This window comes from Mesorhizobium sp. M0522 (assembly GCF_040321085.1).
Lineage (GTDB): Bacteria > Pseudomonadota > Alphaproteobacteria > Rhizobiales > Rhizobiaceae > Mesorhizobium.
In genome coordinates this window covers 25,263-48,798 of sequence record NZ_JAMYQW010000041.1, presented here as the reverse complement: position 1 = coordinate 48,798, position 23,536 = coordinate 25,263, and the positions used below count along the sequence as shown (strand labels likewise).

The 23,536-nt window shown below is 64.6% G+C and carries 21 protein-coding genes; 11 read left to right on the top strand and 10 right to left on the bottom strand.

What is annotated here, in order from left to right:
- Nucleotides 1-80 precede the first annotated feature (80 nt).
- Complete coding sequence (locus NKI58_RS30045; protein ID WP_023676441.1) at nt 81-533, bottom strand: Lrp/AsnC family transcriptional regulator; 453 nt, start codon at nt 531-533, stop codon at nt 81-83.
- A gap of 162 nt (nt 534-695) precedes the next feature.
- On the opposite strand from NKI58_RS30045, the gene putA reads away from it, so the two are divergent.
- Complete coding sequence (putA, locus tag NKI58_RS30040; protein ID WP_352824390.1) at nt 696-4,307, top strand: bifunctional proline dehydrogenase/L-glutamate gamma-semialdehyde dehydrogenase PutA; 3,612 nt, start codon at nt 696-698, stop codon at nt 4,305-4,307.
- Between the two features lie 67 nt (nt 4,308-4,374).
- On the opposite strand, the gene tolA is transcribed toward putA, so the two are convergent.
- Genes tolA through NKI58_RS30025 form a run of 3 tightly spaced genes read right to left on the bottom strand, consistent with a single transcriptional unit; the run spans nt 4,375 to nt 8,354 of the window.
- Complete coding sequence (gene tolA, locus NKI58_RS30035) at nt 4,375-5,667, bottom strand: TonB family protein (RefSeq protein WP_352824392.1); 1,293 nt, start codon at nt 5,665-5,667, stop codon at nt 4,375-4,377.
- Nucleotides 5,668-5,703: 36 nt separating this feature from the next.
- The gene (locus NKI58_RS30030) at nt 5,704-6,135 is read right to left on the bottom strand and encodes a hypothetical protein (protein ID WP_352786457.1); all 432 of its coding nucleotides are present in this window, start codon (nt 6,133-6,135) and stop codon (nt 5,704-5,706) included.
- A gap of 5 nt (nt 6,136-6,140) precedes the next feature.
- A complete protein-coding gene (locus tag NKI58_RS30025) occupies nt 6,141-8,354 on the bottom strand; it encodes a TonB-dependent hemoglobin/transferrin/lactoferrin family receptor (RefSeq protein WP_502896953.1) in 2,214 nt (737 codons plus the stop codon).
- 203 nt (nt 8,355-8,557) lie between these two features.
- Between NKI58_RS30025 and hemP the strand changes: the two genes are divergently transcribed.
- From hemP to NKI58_RS30000, 5 genes are read left to right on the top strand one after another with little or no spacing between them, the layout of a single operon-like run.
- Nucleotides 8,558-8,764 (top strand): hemin uptake protein HemP, encoded by a 207-nt coding sequence (hemP, locus tag NKI58_RS30020; protein ID WP_352786459.1) that lies wholly within the window; start codon nt 8,558-8,560, stop codon nt 8,762-8,764.
- A 9-nt stretch (nt 8,765-8,773) separates the two neighbouring features.
- Nucleotides 8,774-9,832: a hemin-degrading factor gene (locus tag NKI58_RS30015; protein ID WP_352826712.1), complete on the top strand. Its 1,059-nt coding sequence runs from the start codon at nt 8,774-8,776 to the stop codon at nt 9,830-9,832.
- Between the two features lie 11 nt (nt 9,833-9,843).
- A complete protein-coding gene (locus NKI58_RS30010; RefSeq protein ID WP_352587793.1) occupies nt 9,844-10,752 on the top strand; it encodes a heme/hemin ABC transporter substrate-binding protein in 909 nt (302 codons plus the stop codon).
- Nucleotides 10,753-10,757: 5 nt separating this feature from the next.
- Nucleotides 10,758-11,861 carry a FecCD family ABC transporter permease gene (locus tag NKI58_RS30005; protein WP_352635557.1) on the top strand — a complete coding sequence of 368 codons (1,104 nt, stop codon included), beginning with the start codon at nt 10,758-10,760 and terminating at the stop codon, nt 11,859-11,861.
- Nucleotides 11,862-11,871: 10 nt separating this feature from the next.
- Entirely contained in the window at nt 11,872-12,660 is a 789-nt protein-coding gene (locus NKI58_RS30000; protein ID WP_352644729.1) for a heme ABC transporter ATP-binding protein, read from the top strand.
- A gap of 156 nt (nt 12,661-12,816) precedes the next feature.
- On the opposite strand, the gene rirA is transcribed toward NKI58_RS30000, so the two are convergent.
- Nucleotides 12,817-13,278 (bottom strand): iron-responsive transcriptional regulator RirA, encoded by a 462-nt coding sequence (rirA, locus tag NKI58_RS29995; protein WP_023676431.1) that lies wholly within the window; start codon nt 13,276-13,278, stop codon nt 12,817-12,819.
- A 191-nt stretch (nt 13,279-13,469) separates the two neighbouring features.
- On the opposite strand from rirA, the gene NKI58_RS29990 reads away from it, so the two are divergent.
- The 3 genes from NKI58_RS29990 to NKI58_RS29980 all read left to right on the top strand — a co-directional run bounded on the left by NKI58_RS29990 (nt 13,470) and on the right by NKI58_RS29980 (nt 15,923).
- Nucleotides 13,470-14,774 (top strand): DUF445 domain-containing protein, encoded by a 1,305-nt coding sequence (locus NKI58_RS29990; RefSeq protein WP_352644727.1) that lies wholly within the window; start codon nt 13,470-13,472, stop codon nt 14,772-14,774.
- An 84-nt stretch (nt 14,775-14,858) separates the two neighbouring features.
- Nucleotides 14,859-15,287: a phasin family protein gene (locus tag NKI58_RS29985; RefSeq protein WP_352454553.1), complete on the top strand. Its 429-nt coding sequence runs from the start codon at nt 14,859-14,861 to the stop codon at nt 15,285-15,287.
- A 138-nt stretch (nt 15,288-15,425) separates the two neighbouring features.
- Nucleotides 15,426-15,923 carry a MaoC family dehydratase gene (locus NKI58_RS29980; RefSeq protein ID WP_292664992.1) on the top strand — a complete coding sequence of 166 codons (498 nt, stop codon included), beginning with the start codon at nt 15,426-15,428 and terminating at the stop codon, nt 15,921-15,923.
- A 30-nt stretch (nt 15,924-15,953) separates the two neighbouring features.
- Here the strand turns inward: NKI58_RS29980 and NKI58_RS29975 are convergent, their stop codons facing one another.
- Complete coding sequence (locus NKI58_RS29975) at nt 15,954-17,357, bottom strand: aminotransferase-like domain-containing protein (protein ID WP_352644723.1); 1,404 nt, start codon at nt 17,355-17,357, stop codon at nt 15,954-15,956.
- A gap of 104 nt (nt 17,358-17,461) precedes the next feature.
- Here NKI58_RS29975 and NKI58_RS29970 point away from each other — a divergent pair, with 104 nt between their 5' ends.
- The gene (locus NKI58_RS29970; protein ID WP_352786462.1) at nt 17,462-18,355 is read left to right on the top strand and encodes a DMT family transporter; all 894 of its coding nucleotides are present in this window, start codon (nt 17,462-17,464) and stop codon (nt 18,353-18,355) included.
- A 42-nt stretch (nt 18,356-18,397) separates the two neighbouring features.
- On the opposite strand, the gene NKI58_RS29965 is transcribed toward NKI58_RS29970, so the two are convergent.
- Nucleotides 18,398-19,846, bottom strand: coding sequence for an MFS transporter (locus NKI58_RS29965; protein ID WP_502894569.1), 1,449 nt, complete (start codon nt 19,844-19,846; stop codon nt 18,398-18,400).
- 139 nt (nt 19,847-19,985) lie between these two features.
- Between NKI58_RS29965 and NKI58_RS29960 the strand changes: the two genes are divergently transcribed.
- Nucleotides 19,986-20,879 (top strand): LysR family transcriptional regulator, encoded by an 894-nt coding sequence (locus NKI58_RS29960; protein WP_352568889.1) that lies wholly within the window; start codon nt 19,986-19,988, stop codon nt 20,877-20,879.
- Between the two features lie 19 nt (nt 20,880-20,898).
- On the opposite strand, the gene NKI58_RS29955 is transcribed toward NKI58_RS29960, so the two are convergent.
- The 3 genes from NKI58_RS29955 to NKI58_RS29945 are packed head-to-tail and all read right to left on the bottom strand — an operon-like array spanning nt 20,899 to nt 23,331.
- On the bottom strand, nt 20,899-21,939 hold the full coding sequence (locus tag NKI58_RS29955; RefSeq protein ID WP_352568888.1) for a zinc-dependent alcohol dehydrogenase family protein: 1,041 nt from the start codon (nt 21,937-21,939) through the stop codon (nt 20,899-20,901).
- A gap of 34 nt (nt 21,940-21,973) precedes the next feature.
- On the bottom strand, nt 21,974-22,624 hold the full coding sequence (gene maiA / locus NKI58_RS29950) for a maleylacetoacetate isomerase (RefSeq protein WP_023676422.1): 651 nt from the start codon (nt 22,622-22,624) through the stop codon (nt 21,974-21,976).
- On the bottom strand, nt 22,621-23,331 hold the full coding sequence (locus tag NKI58_RS29945; RefSeq protein ID WP_352568887.1) for a fumarylacetoacetate hydrolase family protein: 711 nt from the start codon (nt 23,329-23,331) through the stop codon (nt 22,621-22,623). Before NKI58_RS29945 ends, maiA begins: the two co-directional genes overlap by 4 nt.
- Between the last annotated feature and the right edge of the window lie 205 nt (nt 23,332-23,536).

Genomic DNA, 23,536 nt, shown 5'->3' with positions numbered 1-23,536 from the left:
ACCGATCTCCCCCCTGGAGGGGGGAGATGTCCGGCAGGCCAGAGGGGGCGCTGTCCAGGGCGCTGTCCCGCCGGCGTTTCCTACCGGTCCTTCACCGTCTCCATCGCGACAAACGTCGAGGTCTGGGCTACGTGCGGCAGGGCGGAGATGCGCTCGCCAAGCACGCGGCGGTAGGCGGCGATGTCCGTGGTGCGGACCTTCAGCAGATAGTCGAAGCTCGATGCCATCATGTGGCACTGCTCGATCTCCGGCACCGCCTGCACGGCGCGGTTGAAGGCGTCGAGCGCGGCCGAGCGGGTGTCGGACAGTTTCACCTGGACGAAGGCGACATGGCCTTCGCCCATGCGCTCACGGTCGATGATCGCCTGGTAGCCCCTGATGAAGCCGTCCTTCTCCAGCCGTTTGACTCGTGCCTGCACCGGCGTCTTCGACAGGCCGACTTTCGCCGCCAGTTCCGACATGGAAAGCCGGCCATTGCTGCCCAGAGCCGACAGGATGTTCCTGTCGATCCGGTCCAATTGGTCTTCTGTCACTGGATTCCTGGTCGAATTGGAGGTGATCAGTCCTAATGATAGATCGATCGATCTGTTCTGTCGACTTCTTTGGACCGACTGCAATCCCTACTTATGTTAGCTTGCGCCGTTCGGTCCGGTGACCGCTGGCCCGCTCCCTTATGCTCGCTCTACAGGACCGCCATGCCAGCGCTCGACACCATCCGCCAGCAAATCCGTGCCAATTATTTGCCCGACGAAGACCAGGCGGTGAAGCGGCTGGCCGAGGCGGCCGGGCTGTCCGTGCAAGACCGCAAGGCGATTTCGGCGCGTGCCGCCGATCTGGTGCGGGCGGTGCGCGGCTCGTCCGATCCGCGGTTGATGGAAGTGTTCCTGTCCGCCTATGGCCTCTCGACCAAGGAGGGCGTGGCGCTGATGTGCCTGGCCGAGGCGCTGCTGCGCGTGCCCGACACCGAGACGATGGACGACCTCATCGCCGATAAGATCGCGCCGCACGACTGGTCGGCACATTCGGGCGGCTCGAGCTCGATCTTCATCAATGCGTCGACCTGGGCGCTGATGCTGACCGGCCGCGTGCTCGACGAAGGCGAGGGCGGCATCGAAGGCACGCTGCGCGCCATGGTGCGCCGGCTCGGCGAGCCGGTCATCCGCAAGGCGGTTGCGGCGGCGATGCGCGAGATGGGCGAGCAGTTCGTGCTCGGCCGCGCCATTGCCGAGGCGGTCAGGCGCGGCCGGCCGATGACGCAGAAGGGCTATCTCTATTCTTTCGACATGCTGGGCGAGGCGGCCCGCACCGAGGCCGACGCGCTGCGCTACCTCAAGGCCTATGCCGATGCCATCTCTTCGCTCGATGCCGGCGCCAACGGCCCCGACATCCGCCAGAACCACGGCATCTCGGTCAAGCTTTCGGCGCTGCATCCGCGCTATGAAGTCACGCAGAAGGAAAAGATGCTGCCCGTCATGGCCGAGCGGCTGCTGTCGCTGGCGCTGGCGGCGCGCCATTCGCGCATGGGCCTCAACATCGACGCCGAGGAGGCCGACCGGCTCGACCTGTCGCTCGACGTCATCGAACGGGTACTGGCCGAGCCGGAGCTTGCCGGCTGGAACGGCTTTGGCGTCGTCGTCCAGGCCTACGGTCCGCGCGCGGCCTTCACCATCGACTGGCTCTATGCGCTGGCGAAGAAATACGATCGCACCATCATGGTGCGGCTGGTCAAGGGCGCTTATTGGGACACCGAGATCAAGCGGGCTCAGACGCTCGGGCTCGACGGCTATCCGGTTTTTACCCGCAAAGCCAACACCGACGTCTCCTACCTGGCCTGCGCCAAGAAGCTGTTGGCGATGACCGATCGCATCTATCCACAATTTGCCACCCACAACGCCCACACCGTCGCCGCCATCCTGTCGATGACGACGGACCGCGATACGTTCGAGTTCCAGCGGCTGCACGGCATGGGCGAGGCGCTGCATGAGACGGTGCGGCGGGCCGAAGGCACGCGCTGCCGCATCTATGCGCCGGTCGGTGCTCATTCCGACCTGCTCGCCTATCTGGTCCGCCGGCTGCTCGAAAACGGCGCCAATTCCTCCTTTGTCCACCAGCTCACCGACGAGGAAGTCGAGCCCGAGGTCATTGCCCGCGATCCGCTCGAAACGGTGGAGAAACAAGGTCCCGCCGCCAATCCGGCGATCGTGCCGCCGTCGGCGATCTTCGGTCCAGGCCGGCGCAATTCCAAGGGCTTCGATATCACCGACACGCTGACGCTGGCTGCGATCGACAAGGCGAGGGCCGAGTTCGCCGGGCCGGAACGCTGGCACGCCAAGCCGGTCAGCCGCGCCGCCGGCTACGGCAAGCAGCGTCCGGTCGTCAATCCGGCAAAACCTTCCGAAGTGGTCGGCACGGTCAGCGAGGCCGGTGCCAAGCAGGTCGAGACCGCGGTACGCATAGCGGTGGAGGCACAACCGGCATGGGCAAGACGCCCGGTCGCCGTGCGCGCTGCCATCCTCAACCGGGCGGCCGATCTCTACGAGGCGAACGCCGTCGAGTTCTTTGCGCTCGCCGCCCGCGAGGCCGGCAAGTCGCTCGCCGACGGCGTTGCCGAGGTGCGCGAGGCCGTCGATTTCCTGCGCTACTATGCTGCCGAGGCGGCCAATGCCGAAGCGGACACCGAGGCGCGCGGCACCATCGCCTGCATCTCGCCGTGGAATTTTCCGCTCGCCATCTTCACCGGGCAGATCGCGGCGGCACTCGTCACCGGTAATTCGGTGATCGCCAAGCCGGCCGAACAGACGCCGCTGATCGCCTTCCGCGCTGTCCAGCTGCTGCGCGAGGCCGGCGTGCCGGAAGACATCATCCAGCTTCTGCCCGGCGACGGCCCCACGGTCGGCGGCCCGCTGACCGCCGATCCGCGCATTGCCGGCGTCTGCTTCACCGGCTCGACCGAGGTCGCCAAGCTGATCGAAAAGCAGCTCGCCGACACCGCCGCGCCTGACGCCATGCTGATTGCCGAGACCGGCGGCCTCAACGCCATGATCGTCGATTCCACCGCACTTCCCGAACAGGCGGTGCGCGATATCCTCGCCTCCGCCTTCCAGAGCGCCGGCCAGCGCTGCTCGGCATTGCGCATTCTCTACGTGCAGAAGGACGTCGAGAAGAAGATGCTTGAGATGCTGAAAGGCGCGATGGAAGCGCTCAGCCTCGGCGACCCGTGGCGGATATCGACCGATGTCGGCCCGGTCATCGATGACGAGGCGCAAGCGTCGATCCGTGACTATTGCACCAAAATGGGCCTGCAGGGCCGGCTGATCGCCAAGCTCGAAGCGCCGAAGGACGGCCGCTTCGTTGCGCCGCACGTCTTTCGGGTCAAGGGCATCGAGGAGTTGGAGCGCGAGGTGTTCGGCCCCGTGCTGCATGTCGCCACCTTCGATGCCGACGAGATCGATGCGGTGATCGCTGCGATCAACCGCAAAGGCTATGGCCTGACCTTTGGCCTGCACACCCGCATCGAAGGCCGCGCCCAGCATTTCGTCGATGGCATCCATGCCGGCAACATCTACGTCAACCGCAACCAGATCGGCGCCGTCGTCGGCGCGCAGCCGTTCGGCGGCGGGGGCCTTTCCGGCACCGGGCCGAAGGCCGGCGGCCCACATTATCTCCGGCGCTTCCGCAAGGGGCCGGAAGCCGGCACCCATCTTGCCGAAGGCCGCAAGGTGACGGCGACCGAGCTCGCCGACAATCTGCCGGACCCGGCCTTTGGCGGCTGGTCGACGCGGCCGGATCGCGTCGCCATCCTGAGGAAACATCTGCGCGGCAAGGGTGCCGCGGCTATCGGCACTGCCGCCGGCATCGATTTCGGCCAGGTCGACCTGCCCGGGCCGACCGGCGAGGCCAACACGCTGTCGCTGTCGCCGCGCGGGCGCGTGCTGTGTCTGGGTCCCGACGCGGATACGCTGCTTGCGCAGGCGATCCAGGCGCTGGCCGCCGGCAATGCCGTGCTCGCCGTCGCACCCGGCGCGCCGGCAGCGCTGTCGGCGCTGACCGGCAAGGGCCTGCCGCTGGCGGCCATCGACGGCCGGCCGGACCCGGTCGAAGCGCGCTCGCTGCGGGTCGATGTCGTTGCCTTTTCCGGCACGCCCGAGGCCGCGCGCATCGTGCGCAAGGTCATCGCCGAGCGCGCCGGCCCGATCGTGCCGCTGATCAGCGAAGTCTATTATCCGGCCGCCTACGCCCACGAGCGCGCCGTCTGCGTCGACACCACGGCGGCGGGCGGCAATGCCAGCCTGCTGGCCGCTGCGTAGGTTCGCCAGGGCTCGCGTATCGCGGGCAGGGGCGGCGCCGACTTTGGTATCCGCATGAGGACGATCGTTACCTGATACCGAGCGGCACTTCGAACTGCCAAGCCGAGCGACCGGCTCCTTCCGGAATGGGAGGAAACGGAGAAGCCCGGCGGACTGCGTCGAGCGCGGCCTTATCCAACGCGGCGATACCTGAACTGCCCGTCAGCCTGGCCGACCGGACGCTGCCGTTCGAACCGACAGTAAAGGCAACCGTGGCTGTGCCCGTGGCGCGCGTCCGCGTCGAATTGAAGGCCCGCACCAGTTTTGATCGGATCTTGCCGGGATAGTTCGTGACGGCTGCATTGCCGATGCCTGATTTGCCGCCCCTGCTGGCGGTCAGGATCTTGCCGTCCTTCTTGCCGTCGGCCATGCCGCGCGCGACATCCGTTTCGTCACGGCCGCCGGAGCCGGTCTTTTTCTTCTTGGAATCGGCTTTCGCAAGTGCCTTGCTCGCCTTCCTGCGCAGGGCCGGCTTTTCAGGCTCGTTTGGTTCGGCCTTCCTGGCCGGCTTGTTCTTTGCGGTTGCCTTCTTCGGCTGCTTGGGCTCCGGCCTGTCCGGCTTCGGTTCTTCCGCCGCGCCGACTGTCTCGGTCGTCTGAACTGTTTCGGCTGGCTTCGGATCGGCTGGTGCCGGTGCGCTTGTCTCGGCAGGCTCGGCCGTTTCGGCCGCGCTGACTGGCGGCGGCACGGCATTGTCGTCGGCAGGCACCAGCCTGTCGGTCGCAAGAACGTCGGGCGATGGGTCCTGGCGCGCCGGCTGGACAGGTTGCGCAGGCTCGGTCCGGTCGGCAACGGCAGCGGTTTCCGTGGCGGCCTCGTTGACCGGCTCAACCACTTCTTTGTCCGATGTCTCCGCCGCATCGGTGACCGGCTGGAGCGTCTCTTCCGCCGCGGCCGCCTGCGCCTCGACCGTTTCGACCGGCTTGGCGTCGAGCATGGTCACCATCGTCACGTTGGCGACGTCCGGATCGTCTCCGACATCGCCGGCCGCCTGCTGCGGGTCGGCGCCGAGCAGCATTTCGCCTTGCTGGTCGGCACCTTCGATGCTTGGCCGGTCGTCCGGCAGCGTGAGAAAGGCCAGCGCCACGGCTACGTGGAATGCGCAAGAGCAGGCGATCGCCACCGTCCAGTTGCGGCGCCGCTGCATCTGTCGCGTCTGCCGCAATGGCTCCGCAGGCACCGTCGGCAAGTCGCCGTCGGCATCGGCGATGTAACTGTCTTCCGGCCTGTCGCGCAGCGAAACACGCAGCGCCCCGCGCGGGATGGCGAAATCCGGATCGTCCGGTTCCGGCGGCAGGAAACCGGCCAATGGCCACGCCACGGGGTTTCGCGCGAATGCGGGTTCCGGTCCCAAAATTCAGACCCCGAAGGCGATGCCGGTCCTGGTCTGCGTCTTCAGCCCGCGCATGCAGGCATTCGGCTCGGCGCCGGCGCATTCCGTGGCGCTGTTGATCAATACGCGGCTGACCTTGCCGCAATCCGTGCCGGCAAGATCGAAACGCGTCACCTTGGTCTTGCCTGCCGGCAGCTCCTTGAAGTCGAGCACGGTCAGCCGGTCGACGACGCCGGCCTCGTTGAACAGCGCGATCTCGAACGCCGCCTTGGAGAGGTCGGCGCCGAGATTGTTGGTGACCACGAAGGTCAGGCGGCAGCCCTTGTCGGAAGGCTGCGCGCTGTTGAGCTCGAGGAGAAGCGCCGGCGCTTGCTGCTGTGTCCATGCTGGAGCCGCAACAAGCGACATTGCCAGCACCGCGGCGAACAGACGAAGGGATGCCGTCATGCCTGTCATTGTCGTCAGCCTCCAAACCTCATCGTCGCCGCCAGCTTCAGGGTGACGCCGGGCTCGTAGACGACGCTCGTCGTCGATGCGTTCAGCGGGTTGGCGTATTTGACGTCGAACAGATTGTCGGCGCGGAAATCGACCTTGAAATTGTCGGTCGCCTGGTAGCTGGCGAAGGCATTGACCAGCGTATAGTCCTTGGCCACCGGGTTGCCCTGCGGCTTGCCGTTGTACTGCACCTCGCCGCCGATGGTCAGCCTGTCCTCGAGGAAGCGAAAGCCGAGTTGCCCGGTGATCTGGGAGGAGGGGACGGTGACAAGGTCTGCCCGTTCGCCTTCATAGGAAATCGTGTGGCCATCGGTGAACGACGCCGAAAGCCCGGCAAAGCCCCAGGCGGCATCATAGACGCCCTCCATCTCGAAGCCGTGGATCTTGGCCTTGGCGAAATTCTGATACTGGAAGCAGATCGGTATGCCCGGACCGAACGGGCAGCCGCTGGTCGGGTCGAACGCCGATAGCGTTACGCCATCGATGTAGTCGTCGACATTGTTGTTGAAATAGGCCGCCTTCAGCCGCAGCGCGTCGTCGGCCTGGATGACGCCGTTGGTGCTGTAATTGACGCCGAATTCCACGGTCTTGCCGGTTTCGGGCTTGAGATCGGGATTGGGGAGGAACGGTAAGCTGACGCCGGCCGGATGATTGCCGCTGATCAGGGTCTCCGACAGCGACGGAGAACGGTAGCCTTCCGCATAGGTGCCGTAGAATTGCAGGCCGGAAAGGCTGGCGGTTTCGAAGGGCGAAATGCCCACTGTGATGCGTGGCGACAGCCGGTCGCCAGAGGTTTCGCCGACATCACTGTCGAGCTTGTAGCTGTCGTAACGCAGCCCGGCGATGACCTCGAGCCAGTCCCAGGTGAGCTTGTCCTGAACGTAAGCGCCGGAGACGTTCCTGTTGCCCGAGGGCGTATAGAAGCTGTCGCCGCCCGCCGTGCCGCCTGTCTCGACATCGTCGCCAACCCAGTCGCCGCCATAGGTCAGCTCATGCGCGATTCCAACGGTCTCGAATCTCGACGTGTTCCAAATGTCGATGCCGGAGGTGCCGATGTCGAACGTCGATTTCGAACCCGCCGGCAAAACCACGGGCAGACCGGTGACCGGATCAAACCGGTTTTGCGCCACAAGGGTCGTCAGATCGAGCTTGGTCTTGTTGTAGGACGCGTTGATGTGGAGGTCGAGCCAGCTCTTGTCTTCGTCGGTGATGTTGTAGCGGGCCGTGAAGGTATTCGCCTTCAGGTCGGCGTCGTTCACCGGCGCGCTGCCGCTGGTCTCGGTCCATCCGTCGTTCGAGCCGATCCAGCCCAGCTTCAGCTCGCTGTTTTCGCTGGGGCGGATGGTCGTCTTGAGGAGGCCGCTCAAGACGTCGAAGCCGGTGCCCGCTACAGTGTCGCCGCCGCCATGCTTGTAGTCGTCATAGTCGCGGTAGACGATATTGCCGAGCACGTCCCAGTTCTCGTTGATCCGATAGGCGCCGGTGGCGCTGGTGGTCCAGCCTTTGCCGTTGGTTTCGTAGCGCCCAGTTGCGGATACCGCCCAGGTCTCGTCCGGCTTGAGGAAATCCTGCGCATCCTTGGTGTCGAAAAATACGACGCCGCCGATCGCCCCGGAGCCATAGGTGTTGGCGACCGGGCCGCGGATCACATCGACGGATTTGATCAATTCGGGATCGATGTAGAAGGTCGATTGCGTACCGTGATCCGAGCGCTGGAAATTCTGGCGGGCACCGTCGACGATGACGGAGACGCGGCCGAAATCCTGCAGGCCGCGGATGTTGATGCTGGAACTGACACGCCTTGCGTCGGCCTGGACGGCGACACCCGGCACACCGAACAGCATTTCGTTGGGCGTCGTCGCCATGCGGCGCTCGAGCTGTTCCTCGTCGACATGGCTGGCTGAAGCAAGCGACTCGATCGCCGTCTCGCCGGTACGGCTGAGGATCAGGATCTTGTCGAGCAGTGTGGTACCCGCCGGGGCCGGCTTTACCTTTTCGGGCTGTTGAGACGGGTCAGTCTGCTGCTGGTCGGCTGCCGGTTGGGCGGCCTGCTGGGCGCCGGCCGGTGTTGCGAGCAGCGGGATCGCCGCCGCGCCGGCCAGCAACGCGGCCATTTTGCTTGTCATAGAACAATGTGTCAGGCCGCTGCCCGCCAGCCGTCCCCAATTCGCCAACCCCATGCTGCAACTCCAAGAATCCATGTTCGATGCTGGCTGGCTTGGGGCTCGCTGGCATTTTTCATCGCGTCCGGCGTCTTAAATGTTGACTCATTTACTCCGGTATTGCACCTGCTAGATAACATGATTATTCGAGTCAAGAATTGAATCGGCATTTCACGCAGGCGCCGAGCCAGATGCCCGGCACAGGAAAAGGGATCGAACCAATGAACACGTACAATCCCAGCGACTTTCGCTATCGCGTCCGCCGTTCCGACGAAAATTCCGTCCGTTTCGACCGGATCCAATCGGCCGTGAGAACGCTGTCCAGCAACACGCTGTTCCAGGGCGAGCACGAGATCGGCATCGAGCATCATGGTGCGCTGTACCGGCTGAAGATCACCCGGCAGGGCAAGCTCATCCTCAACAAGTAGGTGGTAGAAATGGACCAGCGCGTAAAACCCGCCCCACACGAGATCCGGCGGGCACGGGCAGACAATCCGAAAATGCGCGAGCGCGACCTCGCCGCCCAGCTCGGTATTTCGGAGGCCGAACTGGTCGCCGCGCATTGCGGCGACGGCGTCGTGCGCGTCGAGCCGCGTGTCAACGACCTTTTGACTGGCCTCGAAGCTGTCGGTGAGGTGATGGCGCTGACCCGCAACGAAAGCGCGGTGCACGAGAAGATCGGCGTCTACGACAAGGTCGTCACCGGCAATCACAATGCCATGGTGCTCGGTGAGAATATCGACCTGCGCATTTTCCCAAAAGTCTGGGCGCACGGCTTTGCCGTGGAAAAGCGCGATGGCGCCGACATCCGCCGCAGCCTGCAGTTCTTCGATACCGCAGGCGAGGCGGTACACAAGGTGCATCTCAGGCCAGCCCCCAACCTTTACGCCTATCAGAAACTGGTGGCCGGGCTGGAATCGCCGAACCAGGAGCCGACGGTGGCGATTTCAGCGGGCACGGCCGACGAGACCGAGACTGCGGACAACCCGGCGAGCATCGACGATCTGCGCGACCGCTGGAGCCAGCTGACCGACGTGCATCAGTTCTTCGGCATGCTGAAGACACTGAAGATCAGCCGCCGACAGGCGGTGCGCATGGTCGGCCAGGACTACGCCTGGCTGGTCGACAAGGATGCGGTGAACGCCATGCTCAACCACGCCGCTGCTGGCGCCATGCCGATCATGTGCTTTGTTGGCAATCGCGGCTGCATCCAGATCCATTCCGGCCCCGTCGCCTCGATCAAGCCGATGGGACCATGGCTCAACGTGCTCGACGAGACCTTCCATCTGCACCTGCGGACCGACCACATCGATGAGGTCTGGGCCGTGCGCAAGCCGACCAAGGACGGCTATGTCACGTCGCTCGAAGTCTATGGCGCCGACGGCAAGATGATCATCCAGTTCTTCGGTAAGCGGCATGAAGGCGAAAGCGAGCGCGAAGACTGGCGCTTTCTGGCCGAAAACCTGCCGCGTATCCCAAGCCCGACCGCAGCTTGAGGAAAACGACGATGGTTCTTTTCTCCAGGCTGGCATCGGTCTCCAGGTCGGCGCTTGGTCCTGTGGCCGCTGTTTTCCTGGCCTTCGCCGCGCTGATGACGGCTCAAGCCGCCGAGGGCATCGCGACTTTCGCCGATCGCTCGAGGATCGTGGCTATTGGCGGCTCGATCACCGAGATCGTCTACGCGCTCGGTGAACAGGATCGTCTTGTCGCGCGCGATTCGACCAGCCGCTATCCGCAAGCGGCGGCGGAACTGCCTGATGTCGGCTACATGCGCCAGCTGTCGCCGGAGGGTGTGCTGTCGGTCAATCCGTCGGGCATATTGGCCCTGCACGGCAGCGGACCGAAGGAAGCCGTCGACGTCTTGAAGAAATCAAGCATCCCGTTCATCGAGGTGACCGAGCGCTATGATAATCAAGGCATTCTCGAAAAGATCCACATCGTCGGCAAGGCGCTCGGCACCGAGGCCAAGGCCGATGCGCTGGCGGTCCAGATCGATGCCAGGCTGAAGGCAGCCGAAAAGCAGACCGCCTCGATCAAGGATCGCAAGCGCATCCTGTTCGTGCTGTCGATGCAGGGCGGCAAGCTGCTTGCCGCCGGCAGCGACACCGCCGCCGACGGCATCATCAAGCTTTCGGGCGGCATCAACGCCGTCGACGGCATTGCCGGCTACAAGCAATTGTCGGACGAGGCAGTCATCACCGCCAGGCCCGACGTGATCCTGATGATGAACAATGCCGGACCGGCCACCGCGGATGACGAATTGTTTTCGAACCCTGCCGTGGCTTCGACGCCGGCGGGTGCCGCCCGCAAGCTGATCCGCATGGACGGCGGCTATCTGCTCGGCTTCGGCCCGCGCACGGCCGACGCCATCCACGACCTCGCCGTCTCGCTCTATGGCGGCCAGGTCACGGATTGAGCGCGATGGCCGATCATTCGATCGCCGGTGCGGCGGGCATCATGGCGACGGCAGCCGAGGGTGACCGTTCGCGGCGCGCCCGCCTCGTCGTCGTGCTGCTCTGCGTCGGGCTGGCTATCGCCGTGCTGTTGTCGCTGACCTCCGGCGCATCCGATGCCTCGGCCATCGGCGTCATGCATGACTGGCTGTTCGGCGCGTTGCCCGGCGACGCGGCGTTGAGCGCCCGCGACCACCTGATCATCCATGACATCCGTCTGCCGCGCATCATTATGGGCGTGCTGATCGGCGCATCGCTTGCCGTCTCCGGTGCCGTCATGCAGGGGCTGTTCCGCAATCCGCTGGCCGACCCCGGCCTGATCGGCGTTTCGGCCGGATCGAGCCTCGGTGCGGTCGCCGTCATCGTGCTTGGCTCGACCATGCTGGCGCCGCTGACTTCGGCGCTCGGCACGATGGCTTTGCCGCTGGCTGCGTTCTGCGGCGGGCTGGCGACGACATTGCTGCTCTATAAGGTCGCGACACGGCAAGGCCGGACCTCGGTCGCCACCATGCTGCTCGCCGGCATCGCGCTGGCGGCGCTTGCCATGGCGCTGACCGGCATCCTGATCTTCATGGCCGACGACCGGCAATTGCGCGACCTGACCTTTTGGCAGCTCGGCTCGCTGGGCGGCGCAACCTGGCAGAAGATCGGCTCGGTCGGGCCGGTCATCGTGCTGGCGCTGGCGGCAATGCCGTTCCTGGCGCGCGGCCTCAACGCGCTGGCGCTCGGCGAGGCCACGGCCGGCCATCTCGGCATTCCGGTGCAGCGGCTGAAATACACCGCGATTGTCGGCGTCTCGGCAGCGGTCGGCGCATCGGTCGCCGTCAGCGGCGGCATCGGTTTCGTCGGCATCGTCGTGCCGCATCTGCTGCGTCTGCTGATCGGCCCCGATAACCGTTATTTGCTGCCGGCATCGGCGCTGCTTGGTGCGGCGCTGCTGCTGTTGGCCGACGCCGTCGCCCGCACCATCGTCGCCCCAGCCGAATTGCCGATCGGCATCGTCACCGCGGTCGCCGGCGCACCGTTCTTCCTGTGGATCCTGCTGCGCAAGCGCGGCGTCATCGACCTGTGAAAGTTTGCCTATGATCGAAGCGCGGGATGTCTCGGTGGCGATCGGCGGCAAGGGCATTGTCGCCAATGTCGATTTCGAGGCGCGGCCCGGCGAAATCGCGGCCATCGTCGGCCCCAACGGTTCGGGCAAGACGACCTTCCTCCGAGCACTGTCCGGCGATCTTGGCTATTCGGGAGAGGTCACCGTCAACGGCCGCAATCTATCGGCGATGAAGCCGGTCGAGGCGGCGACGGTGCGCGCGGTGCTGCCGCAGGCGACGACGCTGTCGTTTCCGTTCACCGTGCGCGAGATCGTCAGGCTGGGCCTGGTCGGCGGGCGCTCCGGCGCGCTGTCCGGCGAGGACCAGCGCCTGCCCGAACGGGCGCTGGCTCGCGTCGACCTCGACGGTTTTGCCGGCCGCTTCTACCAGGAGCTGTCCGGCGGCGAACAGCAGCGCGTACAGCTTGCCCGCGTGCTCTGCCAGGTGTGGGCGCCGGTGCTCGACGGCAAGCCGCGCTATCTGTTCCTCGACGAGCCTGTGTCCAGCCTCGACATCAAGCACCAGCTGATCATCATGGACATCGCCCGCGATTTCGCCAGACGCGGCGGCGGCGTGGTCGCCATCCTGCACGACCTCAATTTGACGGCGATGTATGCCGACTGGATTTTCGTCATGCATCACGGCAGGCTTGCCGCTAAAGGTTCGCCGCAACAGGTGCTCAGCGACGAGCTGATCGAAAAGGTCTTCGATTGCCGGCTGAAGGTCGGCGTGTTGCCGGCGGCAAACATGCCGTTCGTATTGCCGCAGTCGGTCTGTTGATATTCAGGTGATGCCGGCCTGCAAATGGCGGTTTCCTGCGCTTCCGGTACTCACGTACCCAAACGTACGCTCCGTTCCGGTTCTCGGAACCCACCATTTTCGGCTCGGCCTGACCTGAATCTCGACAGACCTCACCAATTGAGATGCGACCAAAAATCAGGCGGCCGGCGCCCTTTGCACCAGCATGTCGATGCCGAGCAGGTGTCGCACATTCGGGCGCGCCGCCACCAGATCGGCGATCGTGTAGCGCGACAGCACGGCGAAGAAGGCGTTGAGCGCTTCGCGCAATGCCGAATTCAGCGCGCAGCTGTCGACCAGCGGACATTCGGCGGCGTCGTTCTCGAAGCACTCGGCCATGGCAAAGCTTTCCTCCGTCACCCGCACGACATCGAACAGGCTGATTGATTCGGCCGCGCGGCCGAGCCTGACGCCGCCGTTCCTGCCGCGCACCGTTTCGATCAGGCCGTTTTCGACCAGCGGCTGCAGGATCTTGAACAGGAAAAGTTCCGATACCGAATAGGCGGCGGCAATCTCGGGGATGCGGCTCAACCGCTCGGTGTTGGCGGCGCAATACATCAGAATGCGCATGGCGTAGTTGGTCTGACGGGTAAGCCGCATTGTATCCTCACATAACAGTGGTTGGCGTCAATATGGCCTATAGTTTGGAACAATTCCAGACTGGCGCTGCATAATAGATGAATTCCGGCGTCAAGTTTGCGTGCACGATTGCGCGCACCGGAACCAGCGGCGCGCTTTCTGGGGCAGGCGACACTAGATAAGTTCGCATACACGATCAGGAGCGGCCCATCATGTCACGACCAGCCCCGGCATTTGCATCCGTCGCGTCCGTCCGGTTCGACGCCGATGCCGACGCCAAGCTTTCGGCGCTCAGGCGCACCAAGTTCGTCGCCGCCGCAGCACTTGCGTTTTGCGTGCTGGTCTTTGCGGTGGCGAAATCGCTCGAGAGCCGGCATGCGTGGTTGGGCTTCGTCGCCGCTTTCGCCGAGGCGGCGACGATCGGCGGGCTGGCGGACTGGTATGCGGTGGTGGCGCTGTTTCGGCGGCCACTTGGCCTGCCGATCCCGCATACGGCCATCATCCCGGAAAACCAGAATCGCATCGCCGACAATCTCGGCCGCTTCATCGAGGTGAATTTCCTGGCGCCGGAACCGGTGCGCGAAAAGCTCGCCGAGGTCGACTTTTCGGCGCTGGTCGCGGACTGGCTGGCCGACCCGAACCGCGCCGCCGATTTATCGCGCTTCGTCGGCCGGCTGGTGCCGCAGGCGCTGGCGGCGGTCGAGCAATCCGGACTGCGCGGCTTCGTCACCAGCCGTATGCTGGAGCAGATCGAAAAGGTGCCGCTGGCGCCGCTCGCCGCCGAGCTGCTGTCGGCGCTGACTGACGATCGCCGCCACCAGAAATTATTCGACGAGTTCACCAAGGTGGTCGGCCGCTTCCTGAGCGACGAGCAGGCGCTGGCGACGATGCGCGAGAAGATCCGCGAGGAACTGCCGTCGCTGTTCAACCTGTTTCGCGCCGACGCCTATCTGTTGAAGAAGATCATTGCGTCGGCCGGCTCGCTGCTCGATGAGGTGCGGACCGATCCGCACCATCCGATGCGAGTCGAATTCGACCTTTTCGTCGAAACCTTCGTCGAGCGGCTGAGGACATCCAAACAATATGCCAGGCGCGCCGAAAAGCTGAAGCGCGATTTCCTTGCCCGGCCAGAGCTCAGCGCGCTGGCCGGCGATATGTGGGACAGCCTGCGGCTGTTCATCGAACAGGACGCCAAGGCGCCGAATTCGATGATCCGCGACCATCTCGCCACCATGTTCGTCGAGGTCGGCCGCCATCTTGCCGACGACGCGCAGATCAGGGCCGACATGAATCAGGGGTTTATAGTGGCGCTGGCGTCCTTCGTCGAAAGCCAGAAGAGCGGCGTGTCGAAGTTCATCGCCGACCAGGTCAAGCGCTGGGACCTCGCGCAACTGACAAAGCTGATCGAGATGAACATCGGCAAGGACCTGCAATATATCCGCTTCAACGGCATGATCATCGGTGGCCTTGCCGGGCTCGTGCTCTACACTGCCGAACGGCTGTTTCTTGTCGGCTGACTCGTCCGAATGGACCGCTGAGCTTCGCTGCACTATCTTCCGTGCAGTGGCGGCGCTCACGGCAACAAGGGGGAGAGAACCAGCATGGCAAAACGACCGGAGTCCGAGTCCTTCATCGACATGTTCGGCAAGTTCGGCCGCGACCTGAAGCTGCCGAATGTCGACGTCGAGGCGATCCTCGCCCACCACGCCAAGAACCTGGAAGCGCTGGAGAAGTCGGCACGGGCGAGCGCCGCTGGAGCCTCGGCGCTGTTGTCAAGGCAACGCGAGATGCTGCAGGACACGCTGCGCGAAATCACCGACATGGCACAAAGCTACAGAGCGCCCGGCAATCCGCAGGAAATGATGCAGAAGCAGGCGGCGTTCGCCAGAAAATCCTTCGAGACCGCGCTGAAGAATGCCGGCGAGATGGCCGAACTGGCGAGGGCGTCCGGCACCGAATCGATCGAAATCCTGCGCAGCCGCATCAAGGAGGCGATGGAGGAGATCCGCGCCGGCCACGACAAGAAATAAGCTGTTCCCCAGCAGCACGCTTGCCGGCGGCGAAGACTGGCGGTTCGCGGCCGAAGATTATGGGCTGGAATCGCACTGGCGAATTGACAGGGGCGGCCCGTCGTGGTCCGGAACAGGCAAGCGATCGGGAAAGCAGGAATGACGCAGATACGGCCGAGGACGCCGCCGACCTTCGAGCAACTCAGGGCGATGGCCGGGCAGGAATTAGGCGTCTCGGACTGGACGCTGGTCGATCAGCACCGCATCGACCAGTTTGCCGAATGCACGGGCGATCATCAATGGATCCATGTCGATCCCGAGCGGGCGAAGCGGCAAAGCCCGTTCCGCACCACGATCGCGCATGGCTATCTGACCCTGTCGATCATCGGCGCGCTGGCGCTCGAGATGGGTATCGTCCCCGAAAACACGCAGGCCGCGTTCAACTACGGTTTTGACAAAGTGCGTTTCGTGGCACCGGTCAGAGTCGGCTCGCGAATCAGGCTGCGCACCACGCTGTTGTCGATGGAAGACAAAGGTCCGGGGCAGTATCTGATGAAGGCCGCCAATACGGTCGAGATCGAAGGCGAGCAGAGGCCGGCGCTGACCGCCGAGACGCTCGTCATGCTTTACGCACGCCGCAAGCGGGCCGGCACCTGAGAGTTCAGCCTCAGTTTTGCGGCAGCGCAATCAACGCGACATCGCCTCTTCAAGCGCCCTGAAAATCCGGTCATCTCCGGACTGCGCGACGTTGAAGCGCATGAAACGGCTGGCCGACCGGGACAGGCTGAACGCATTGCCGGGCGCAAGCACGACATTGGCCGACAGGGCATGGCGGGCGACATCCGCGGCATCTATCCCCTCCGGCAGCCTGCACCATAGAAACATGCCGGCGGGCTGATCTATCCATGGCACGATGCCGATCGCCCTGAGGCGGGTGCCGGTTTCTTCCATGGCGCGCGAGAGCCGCGCGCGCAGCAGATCGACGTGCTTGCGATAGAGGCCGTCCTTCAGCAGCGTCAGTACCAGTTCGGATGCAAGCCGACCGCTGCCAAACGACGTGGCGATCTTGAGATCGGTCAATCCTTCCATCCAGTCGCGAGGAGCGGCGATGAAGCCGCAGCGCACCGATGCCGACAACGTCTTGGAAAAGCTTCCGATATGAATGACCCGGCTGAGGCCGTCGAAGGCCGCCAGCCTGGGCGCCGGCGTGTGTTCGAAATCGGCGAAGATATCGTCCTCGATGATCGTCAGCCCCGACTGGTCGGCGAGCTTCAGCACCCGATGGGCAACGACCGGGGACAATATAGCGCCGGTCGGATTGTGGAGCGCCGAATTGGTGATGTAGAGGCGCGGCCGATGCTCGTTCAGTGCCTGCGCGAACAGCTCGATGTCCGGACCCGAGCGCGTGTAGGGGACGCTGATCACCTTGGCCCGATGGGCGCGCAACAGGGCATGGAAGTTGAAGTAGCAGGGATCGTCGACCAACACCGTGTCACCCGGTTCGAGCAGGAACCGGCACAGCAGGTCGATCGCCTGAGTGCCCGATTCCGTCAGCATGATCTGGTCCGGAGAGGCTTCGATGCCGTGCTCGGCCATGCGCCGCGCCAGCAGATGGCGTAGCGCCGGCAAGCCGAGCGGCGTGCCGTAGTCGGTCAGCGCGGCGTCGTCGGCGCGGGCCGTCGTCCGCAGTGCCCGGCGCAATCCAGCATCGGGCATCCATGTTGCCGGCAGCCAGCCGCAACCCGGTTTCAGGACGCCGTCGCCGGCTTCCAGCGATTGGCGCGAGACCCAGAGCGGGTCGACGGCACGGTCAAGCCTGGGGCCGATCTCGGCCAGCGACAACGGAGCCAACGGTCCGGCGGCATAGAAACCCGAGCCCGGCCGCGAGCGGATCATGCCTTCCGCCGCAAGACGCTCATAGGCTTCGACCACGGTGGATTTGGAAACCTGCATGGCTTTGGCGAACGCCCGGATCGAAGGCAGCCGCGTTCCCGGTGTCAGGCTGCGCGCGGCGATCCTGTGCCTGATCGTCGCCATGACGCTTTCGACAAGCGTCCGGCTGCCCTCATCTGTTGTCGTCTGCTCATCCATCCGTACTGCTCGCCCTACCATGACGGTTTTGTCAAACTGTACCTGATTGTCTCTGGCGGAGCCAGACGCCCGGCCCGATAGAGGGCGAAATCAGCGGGGCATCGATGGACAAGGCGGCGAGTAGTTGGGCGGCGAGTGGTTGGGCGGCGAGTGGCTGGGTCAACGGGTTCATAGGCGTGCTGATCTTCAGCGGTTCGCTTCCGGCGACGCGCGTGGCGGTGATGGATTTCGATCCGGTGTTCGTAACGGTCGCCCGTGCGGCTTCGGCGGGCATCCTCGGCCTGGCGCTGCTGCTCGTTTTTCGTCAGAAGCGCCCGGAGCGGCGAGATCTGTTCCCGCTGGCGATCGTGGCGCTTGGCGTCGTGGTCGGCTTTCCCCTGCTGACGGCGCTGGCGCTCAAGCACGTCACGTCGGCTCACTCCATCATCTTCGTCGGCCTGTTGCCGTTGGCGACCGCGATCTTCGGCGTGGTTCGAGGCGGCGATCGCCCGAAGCCGGCGTTCTGGCTGTTCTCGTGCCTCGGTAGCGCCCTTGTCGCCAGTTTTGCAGTCACGCAAGGCCTGTCGGTCTCGCCGTTCGGCGACATCTTGATGCTGGCCGCCATCATCATGTGCGGATTGGGCTATGCCGAAGGAGCGGCACTGTCGCGCAAGCTCGGCGGTTGGCAGGTAATATCGTGGGCGCTGGTGCTGTCGCTGCCGGTCATGCTGGCGCTGACGTTCATCACCATGCCGCCGTCGCTCGAAAGTGCCGGCAGGGGCGCGTGGATCGGCCTGGCCTATGTGTCGCTGTTCAGCATGCTGATCGGCTTCGTGTTCTGGTATCGCGGCCTGGCGCAAGGCGGCATCGCCGCGGTCGGGCAGTTGCAACTGCTGCAGCCCTTCTTCGGCCTGGGGCTGGCGGCAGCGCTGCTGCATGAGCAGGTCAGTCCCGCCATGATCGCCGTCACCGCCGCCGTCGTGCTTTGCGTTGTCGGTGCCAAGAGATATGCGAGATAGGTGCGCCGGCTGCCGGAGTTGCATGCGAACCGGGTGGAATCCTCAAGGATGCTTGGCAACGATATCTGTTCGCCCGGCAGTGGCGCGGGCTGAAAATACCGCAAGGATCAGCGCCATCAGCACCAGGCCCGTCGCCACCTGGAAAGTGACCTGCATCCCTCGTGCCGCTGCCGCAGGTGCCAACACTGCCAAGCCAGTGCCTTCCCCAGCCGATGCGAAGGCGAACACCGCGCCCATCACCGACGCACCGGTGATCAGGCCGAGATTGCGCGACAGATTGAGCAGGCCGGAGACGACGCCACGCTGGTCGGGTGCGACGCCCGTCATCACGGCCGAATTGTTGGAGGTCTGAAACAGGCTGTAGCCGGTGCAGACGATGATGATTGGTACGACATAGCCGGCAATACCGAATTCCGCCCGCGACAGAGCAAAGGTGCCAATAGCGAGATCGAACAGGCCGACGATCATGATCCGGTTCGCCCCGAAACGATCGACCAGGCGTCCGGCCGGCAGCGCCGCCAATGCGGTAATCAGAGGGCCGGTCGACAGAACCAGCCCGACCATGGCTGCGTCTAGCCCAAGCGCGCGCGACAGATAGAATGGTGCGACCACCAGCGTCGCCATCATCACCGTGGCGACGATCAGGTTCATGGCGAGGCTTGCGTTCAACGCCTGGTCGCGGAACCTCGCAGGCTGGATCAAAGGGTTCTGGACCCTTGTCTGCGCAATGACAAACAGCAGGCCAGCCACGGTGGCGGCAATCAGCAAGCCGACATTGAGAGAACCAAAACTGCCACGCCCAAGGGTCATGGCGAGCGCATAGGCGGCTAGCGTCAGCGCGAGCAAAGCCGTGCCGATCCCGTCGAAACCGCGCCGACCTGGCGTCTTTTTTCCGGCCGGCAGGAAGCGCCAGGCAAGCGCAAAGGCCAGCACCCCCAACGGCAGATTGATGAGGAAGATCGCGCGCCAGCCGAGGCCGGCGATCAACAGTCCGCCAAGCGAGGGGCCAAGCGTGGTGCCGATCGCCGACATGGCGCCGAGCAGGCCCATGGCGCTGCCGGTTTTATCCCGGGGAACCGTGTCGGCGACAAAGGCCAGCGTCAGAGCCATCATAATGGCCGCGCCGAGCCCCTGTGCCGCCCGTGCAGCGATCAGCAGCCAGAGCGTCGGCGCGAGCCCGCAAAGCACCGATGCGAAGGTGAACAGGGCAATGCCGCCGAGCAATAGCGGTCGGCGGCCGAATATGTCGGCGAGCCGCCCGACGCTGACGATCAAGGTGGTGATGGCGAGCAGATAGGCCAGGACGACCCATTGCACGAGCTGGAACGATGCGTCGAACGCCTGCATCAGCGATGGCAGCCCGACGCTGGCGATGCTGGTGGCGAGCGACGACAGCAGCGTTGAAAGCGACAGGCTTGCCAATGCCCATCGGGTCGAGCGTGCGCTCACCGGGGCAACTTCGTCCCAGGTCTTTTCAGCGGTCGACGCCAAGGTGAACTCCTTTGCCGGCAGCCCCCAATCGGAGCTGTCGGACGCTATTCCCTCGCATGATGTGGCGGAAGGCGCAGTATTTGCATCTTATTCGTGCACGGAACGCCACATCACGGCTGAGCTGTGCTATGGTCCTTCCATGTCGTCACCCGATCTCAATCTGCTTGTCGCCCTCGATGTGCTGCTGAGCGAGGGCAGTGTGGCGCGTGCTGCCGCGCGGCTGCGCCTCAGTCCCTCGGCGATGAGCCGGACCTTGGCGCGGTTGCGCCAGGCGACAGGCGACCCATTGTTGGTCCGGGCCGGCCGTGGCCTGGTTGCGACGCCGCGCGCGCTCGAATTGCAGCAACGGGTAGGTCGAGTCGTTCAGGATGCGGAAGCGCTGCTGCGCCCGGCCAAGCTCCTCGACCTCTCTGCTCTCGACAACGTCTTCACGCTGCGCGCCAACGAAAGTTTCGTCGAGGAGTTCGCACCGCGTCTTCTGACCCGTGTCGAAGCGGATGCACCTGGCGTGCGGCTGCGGTTTGCGCCGAAATCCGACAAGAACGACATGTCGTTGCGTGACGCGGCGGTTGATCTCGAAATCGGGGTTGCCAATGAAACGAGCCCTGAAATGCGCATTCAGGCGCTGTTTCGCGACCGCTTCATCGGTGCGGTGCGAACGGGTCACAGGCTGGGCGAGGGCCCAATGACGCCGGAACGCTATGCGGCCGGCCGCCACATCAGCGTTTCGCGGCGTGGCCGCGAAAAGGGCCCGATCGACGAGGCCTTGAAACTGCTCGGTCTCCAGCGGACGATCGTGTGCATGGTTTCCAGCTTCTCGGCCACGCTCGCCATGGCGCGCGCCTCCGATCTGATCGCCAGCGTCCCCGAGCGGCACACGCTGGGCGCGCGCACGGGCATGTACAGCTTCCCGTTGCCGGTCGATATCGAGGAGGTCACCATTTCGATGCTGTGGCATCCGCGACTCGATGCCGATCCGGCACAACGCTGGCTGCGAGCCTGCGTGCGCGAGGTCTGCGCGTCGTTTCGCTGATCCAGACTCAGGGCGTGATCTAGAATCTGGTCACCACGCCGATGCCGATGCCTTCGAAGCCGCCCATCGCCATCAAAGCGGCCGGCGCTTCCTCGAGGCTGATCTTTTTGCCGACCAGCAGTTCGGGTTTGAGCTTGCCGGTGCGGATCATCTCCATCATCGCCTGGTAGCGAAACGCCTGCATACCGTGGCTGCCGCGGATTTCGAGCTCGAATGCGATCACCTTGTCCATCGGAATCTGCGACCTGGCATGGTCGCCGAGCATCAGGCCGACCTGCACGTGGCGCCCGCGGCGGCGCAGGTTTGCGATCGAGTTGAACGAGGTACTGGGGTGGCCGAGCGCGTCCATCGACATGTGCGCGCCGCCATTGGTGATTTGCTTGACCGCCTTGACCACGTTCGGCGTCTTTGCCGCGTTGATCGTCGCCACCGCGCCGATCTTTTTGGCAAAGTCCAGCTTCTCGTCGGTGAGGTCGATGGCGACGACATTGGCGCCCATGGCGCTGGCGATCATGATCGCCGACAGGCCGACGCCGCCGCAGCCGTGCACCGCCACCCATTCGCCGGGCGTCACCCGGCCCTGGTCGACGATGGCGCGGAACGAGGTGACGAACCGGCAGCCGAGGCTGGCGGCGGTGGCGAATTCCATCTCGTCGGTCAAGCGCACGAGATTGGTGTCGGCATGGTCGATGGCGACATATTCGGCGAACGACCCCCAGGCGCTGAAGCCTGGCTGGAACTGGTGCTCGCAGACCTGGTGGTTGCCCGAGGTGCATTCGAAACAGCGGCCGCAGCCGACGGCGAAAGGCACAGTGACACGCTCACCGGTCTTCCAGCGGGTCACCTGCTTGCCCACCGCGGCGACGACGCCGGCAAGCTCGTGGCCGGGCACATGCGGCAGGCGGATGCCGTCGTCGTGGCCCATCCAGCCATGCCAGTCGCTGCGGCAAAGCCCGGTCGCCTCGACCTTGATGACGACGCCTTCTGGCGCCGGCGTCGGATCCGGCACGGTCTGGATCGTCGGCGCCTCGCCGAATTTTTCGAAGACGACGGCTTTCATCGGCAGTTCCTCATCACTTCATGCAATTTGCGGTCTACTCGGCATCGATCTGGTTCTCAGGCGCGGCCTTCTGGAACGCCGGCAGCGCCATGCAGGCGGCATTGATGCGCGAGATCGTCGGGTAGGGCGTCATGTCGACGCCGAAGCGGGCATTGCTGGTGACCTGTGCGACCAGGCAGATGTCGGCCAGCCCCGGCGTGTCGCCATGGCAGAATGTCTTGGTCTCAGGCGAGGAAGCCAGAATCTTTTCAAGCGGCTGGAAGCCTTCGTTGACCCAGTGCCGGAACCAGTTGACGACATCCTGGTCGCCGGCGCCGAACAGTGTGCGCAGCGAGGTCAGCACGCGCAGATTGTTCACCGGATGGATGTCGCAGGCGATCATCTGCGCCAGCATCCTGACGCGGGCGCGGCCAGGCGCATCCTTGGGCAGCAGCGGCGGCTCAGGCGTGGTCTCGTCGAAATATTCGATGATCGCCAGCGATTGCGTCAGCAGCGTGCCGTCGTCCAGGACCAGTGCCGGCACCAGCCCTTGCGGATTGACCGCGAGGTAGGCGGGTTCGAGATGCTCGCCGTGGCGCAAATGATGCGGCACGTAGTCGTAGGACAGGCCCTTCATCTCCAGCGCGATCCGCACCCGGTAAGAGGTCGAGGAGCGGTAGTAGTTATGGAGGACGATGTCGCTCATCGGATCGGTTGGCCGATGGTCAGTTCGATTTCGCCGATGCCGTCGACGCCACCGGTGATCTTTTCGCCCGGCCCGACGGCGCCGACGCCAGCCGGTGTTCCGGTGAAGATCAGGTCGCCGGGCTTAAGCTCTAGCGCCTCGCTGCAAATCGAGACGATGTCGGGAACCGGCCAGATCAGTTCGGCGAGGTCGCCGTCCTGCCTGATCTCGCCGTCGACCGCGAGCCAGATGCAGCCCTTGTCGGGATGACCGGATTTTTGCGCCGGAACCAGCGGGCCGCAGGGCGCTGAACGGTCGAAGGCTTTCGACCAGTCCCACGGCCTTGCCGCCTTTTTCGCCTCGTCCTGAAGGTCGCGGCGAGTCAGGTCGACGCCGACGCCGTAGCCCCAGACATGGTCCAGCGCCCGCTCGCGCGGTATGCGAAAGCCGGCTCTGCCGATCGCGACGACCAGCTCGATTTCGTGATGCAGGTTTTGGGTCAGCGGCGGGTAGGGGATCGTGGTGCCCGAACCGACTGCCGCGTCGACCACTGCGTCGCCTGGTTTGGTGAAGAAGAAGGGAGGGTCGCGCTCGTCATTGCCGAGCTCGCGGGCATGGGCTGCGTAGTTGCGGCCGACGCAGAAGATCCGGCGCACGGCAAAACGCTCCGGCGAGCCGGCGACGGCCACCGACGGGGTTGCGGGCAGGGGAAGGACGAAGCCGGTCATGCTCTGTCTCTGTTTCAGTGGATCTGTCGCCGGCACATTCGGCCGATTTGGGCAAACGGGCAAGGCATTGGATGGCGGAAGAGCAGGCCTGCCGCACGGTGCCGCGGAAATCGCCGGTACATTTTGCTCTGCCGGCCAGATGGCAATGTACCATTTGGGAATAAGCCGGCCACGGCGCGAAGCGCCTGCCGCCAACGCCTGAGAC

Bases quoted from the DNA above. Each gene is read 5' to 3' on its own strand.
- maiA (WP_023676422.1), bottom strand. From the start codon at position 22,624: ATGAGCGACATCGTCCTCCATAACTACTACCGCTCCTCGACCTCTTAC.
- NKI58_RS29970 (WP_352786462.1), top strand. From the start codon at position 17,462: ATGGACAAGGCGGCGAGTAGTTGGGCGGCGAGTGGTTGGGCGGCGAGT.
- NKI58_RS29960 (WP_352568889.1), top strand. From the start codon at position 19,986: ATGTCGTCACCCGATCTCAATCTGCTTGTCGCCCTCGATGTGCTGCTG.
- NKI58_RS29990 (WP_352644727.1), top strand. From the start codon at position 13,470: ATGTCACGACCAGCCCCGGCATTTGCATCCGTCGCGTCCGTCCGGTTC.
- putA (WP_352824390.1), top strand. From the start codon at position 696: ATGCCAGCGCTCGACACCATCCGCCAGCAAATCCGTGCCAATTATTTG.
- NKI58_RS30000 (WP_352644729.1), top strand. From the start codon at position 11,872: ATGATCGAAGCGCGGGATGTCTCGGTGGCGATCGGCGGCAAGGGCATT.
- NKI58_RS30015 (WP_352826712.1), top strand. From the start codon at position 8,774: ATGGACCAGCGCGTAAAACCCGCCCCACACGAGATCCGGCGGGCACGG.
- NKI58_RS29980 (WP_292664992.1), top strand. From the start codon at position 15,426: ATGACGCAGATACGGCCGAGGACGCCGCCGACCTTCGAGCAACTCAGG.
- NKI58_RS29975 (WP_352644723.1), bottom strand. From the start codon at position 17,357: ATGGATGAGCAGACGACAACAGATGAGGGCAGCCGGACGCTTGTCGAA.
- NKI58_RS29945 (WP_352568887.1), bottom strand. From the start codon at position 23,331: ATGACCGGCTTCGTCCTTCCCCTGCCCGCAACCCCGTCGGTGGCCGTC.
- rirA (WP_023676431.1), bottom strand. From the start codon at position 13,278: ATGCGGCTTACCCGTCAGACCAACTACGCCATGCGCATTCTGATGTAT.
- NKI58_RS30025 (WP_502896953.1), bottom strand. From the start codon at position 8,354: ATGGGGTTGGCGAATTGGGGACGGCTGGCGGGCAGCGGCCTGACACAT.
- NKI58_RS30010 (WP_352587793.1), top strand. From the start codon at position 9,844: ATGGTTCTTTTCTCCAGGCTGGCATCGGTCTCCAGGTCGGCGCTTGGT.
- NKI58_RS29955 (WP_352568888.1), bottom strand. From the start codon at position 21,939: ATGAAAGCCGTCGTCTTCGAAAAATTCGGCGAGGCGCCGACGATCCAG.
- NKI58_RS29985 (WP_352454553.1), top strand. From the start codon at position 14,859: ATGGCAAAACGACCGGAGTCCGAGTCCTTCATCGACATGTTCGGCAAG.
- NKI58_RS30030 (WP_352786457.1), bottom strand. From the start codon at position 6,135: ATGACAGGCATGACGGCATCCCTTCGTCTGTTCGCCGCGGTGCTGGCA.
- NKI58_RS30005 (WP_352635557.1), top strand. From the start codon at position 10,758: ATGGCCGATCATTCGATCGCCGGTGCGGCGGGCATCATGGCGACGGCA.
- hemP (WP_352786459.1), top strand. From the start codon at position 8,558: ATGAACACGTACAATCCCAGCGACTTTCGCTATCGCGTCCGCCGTTCC.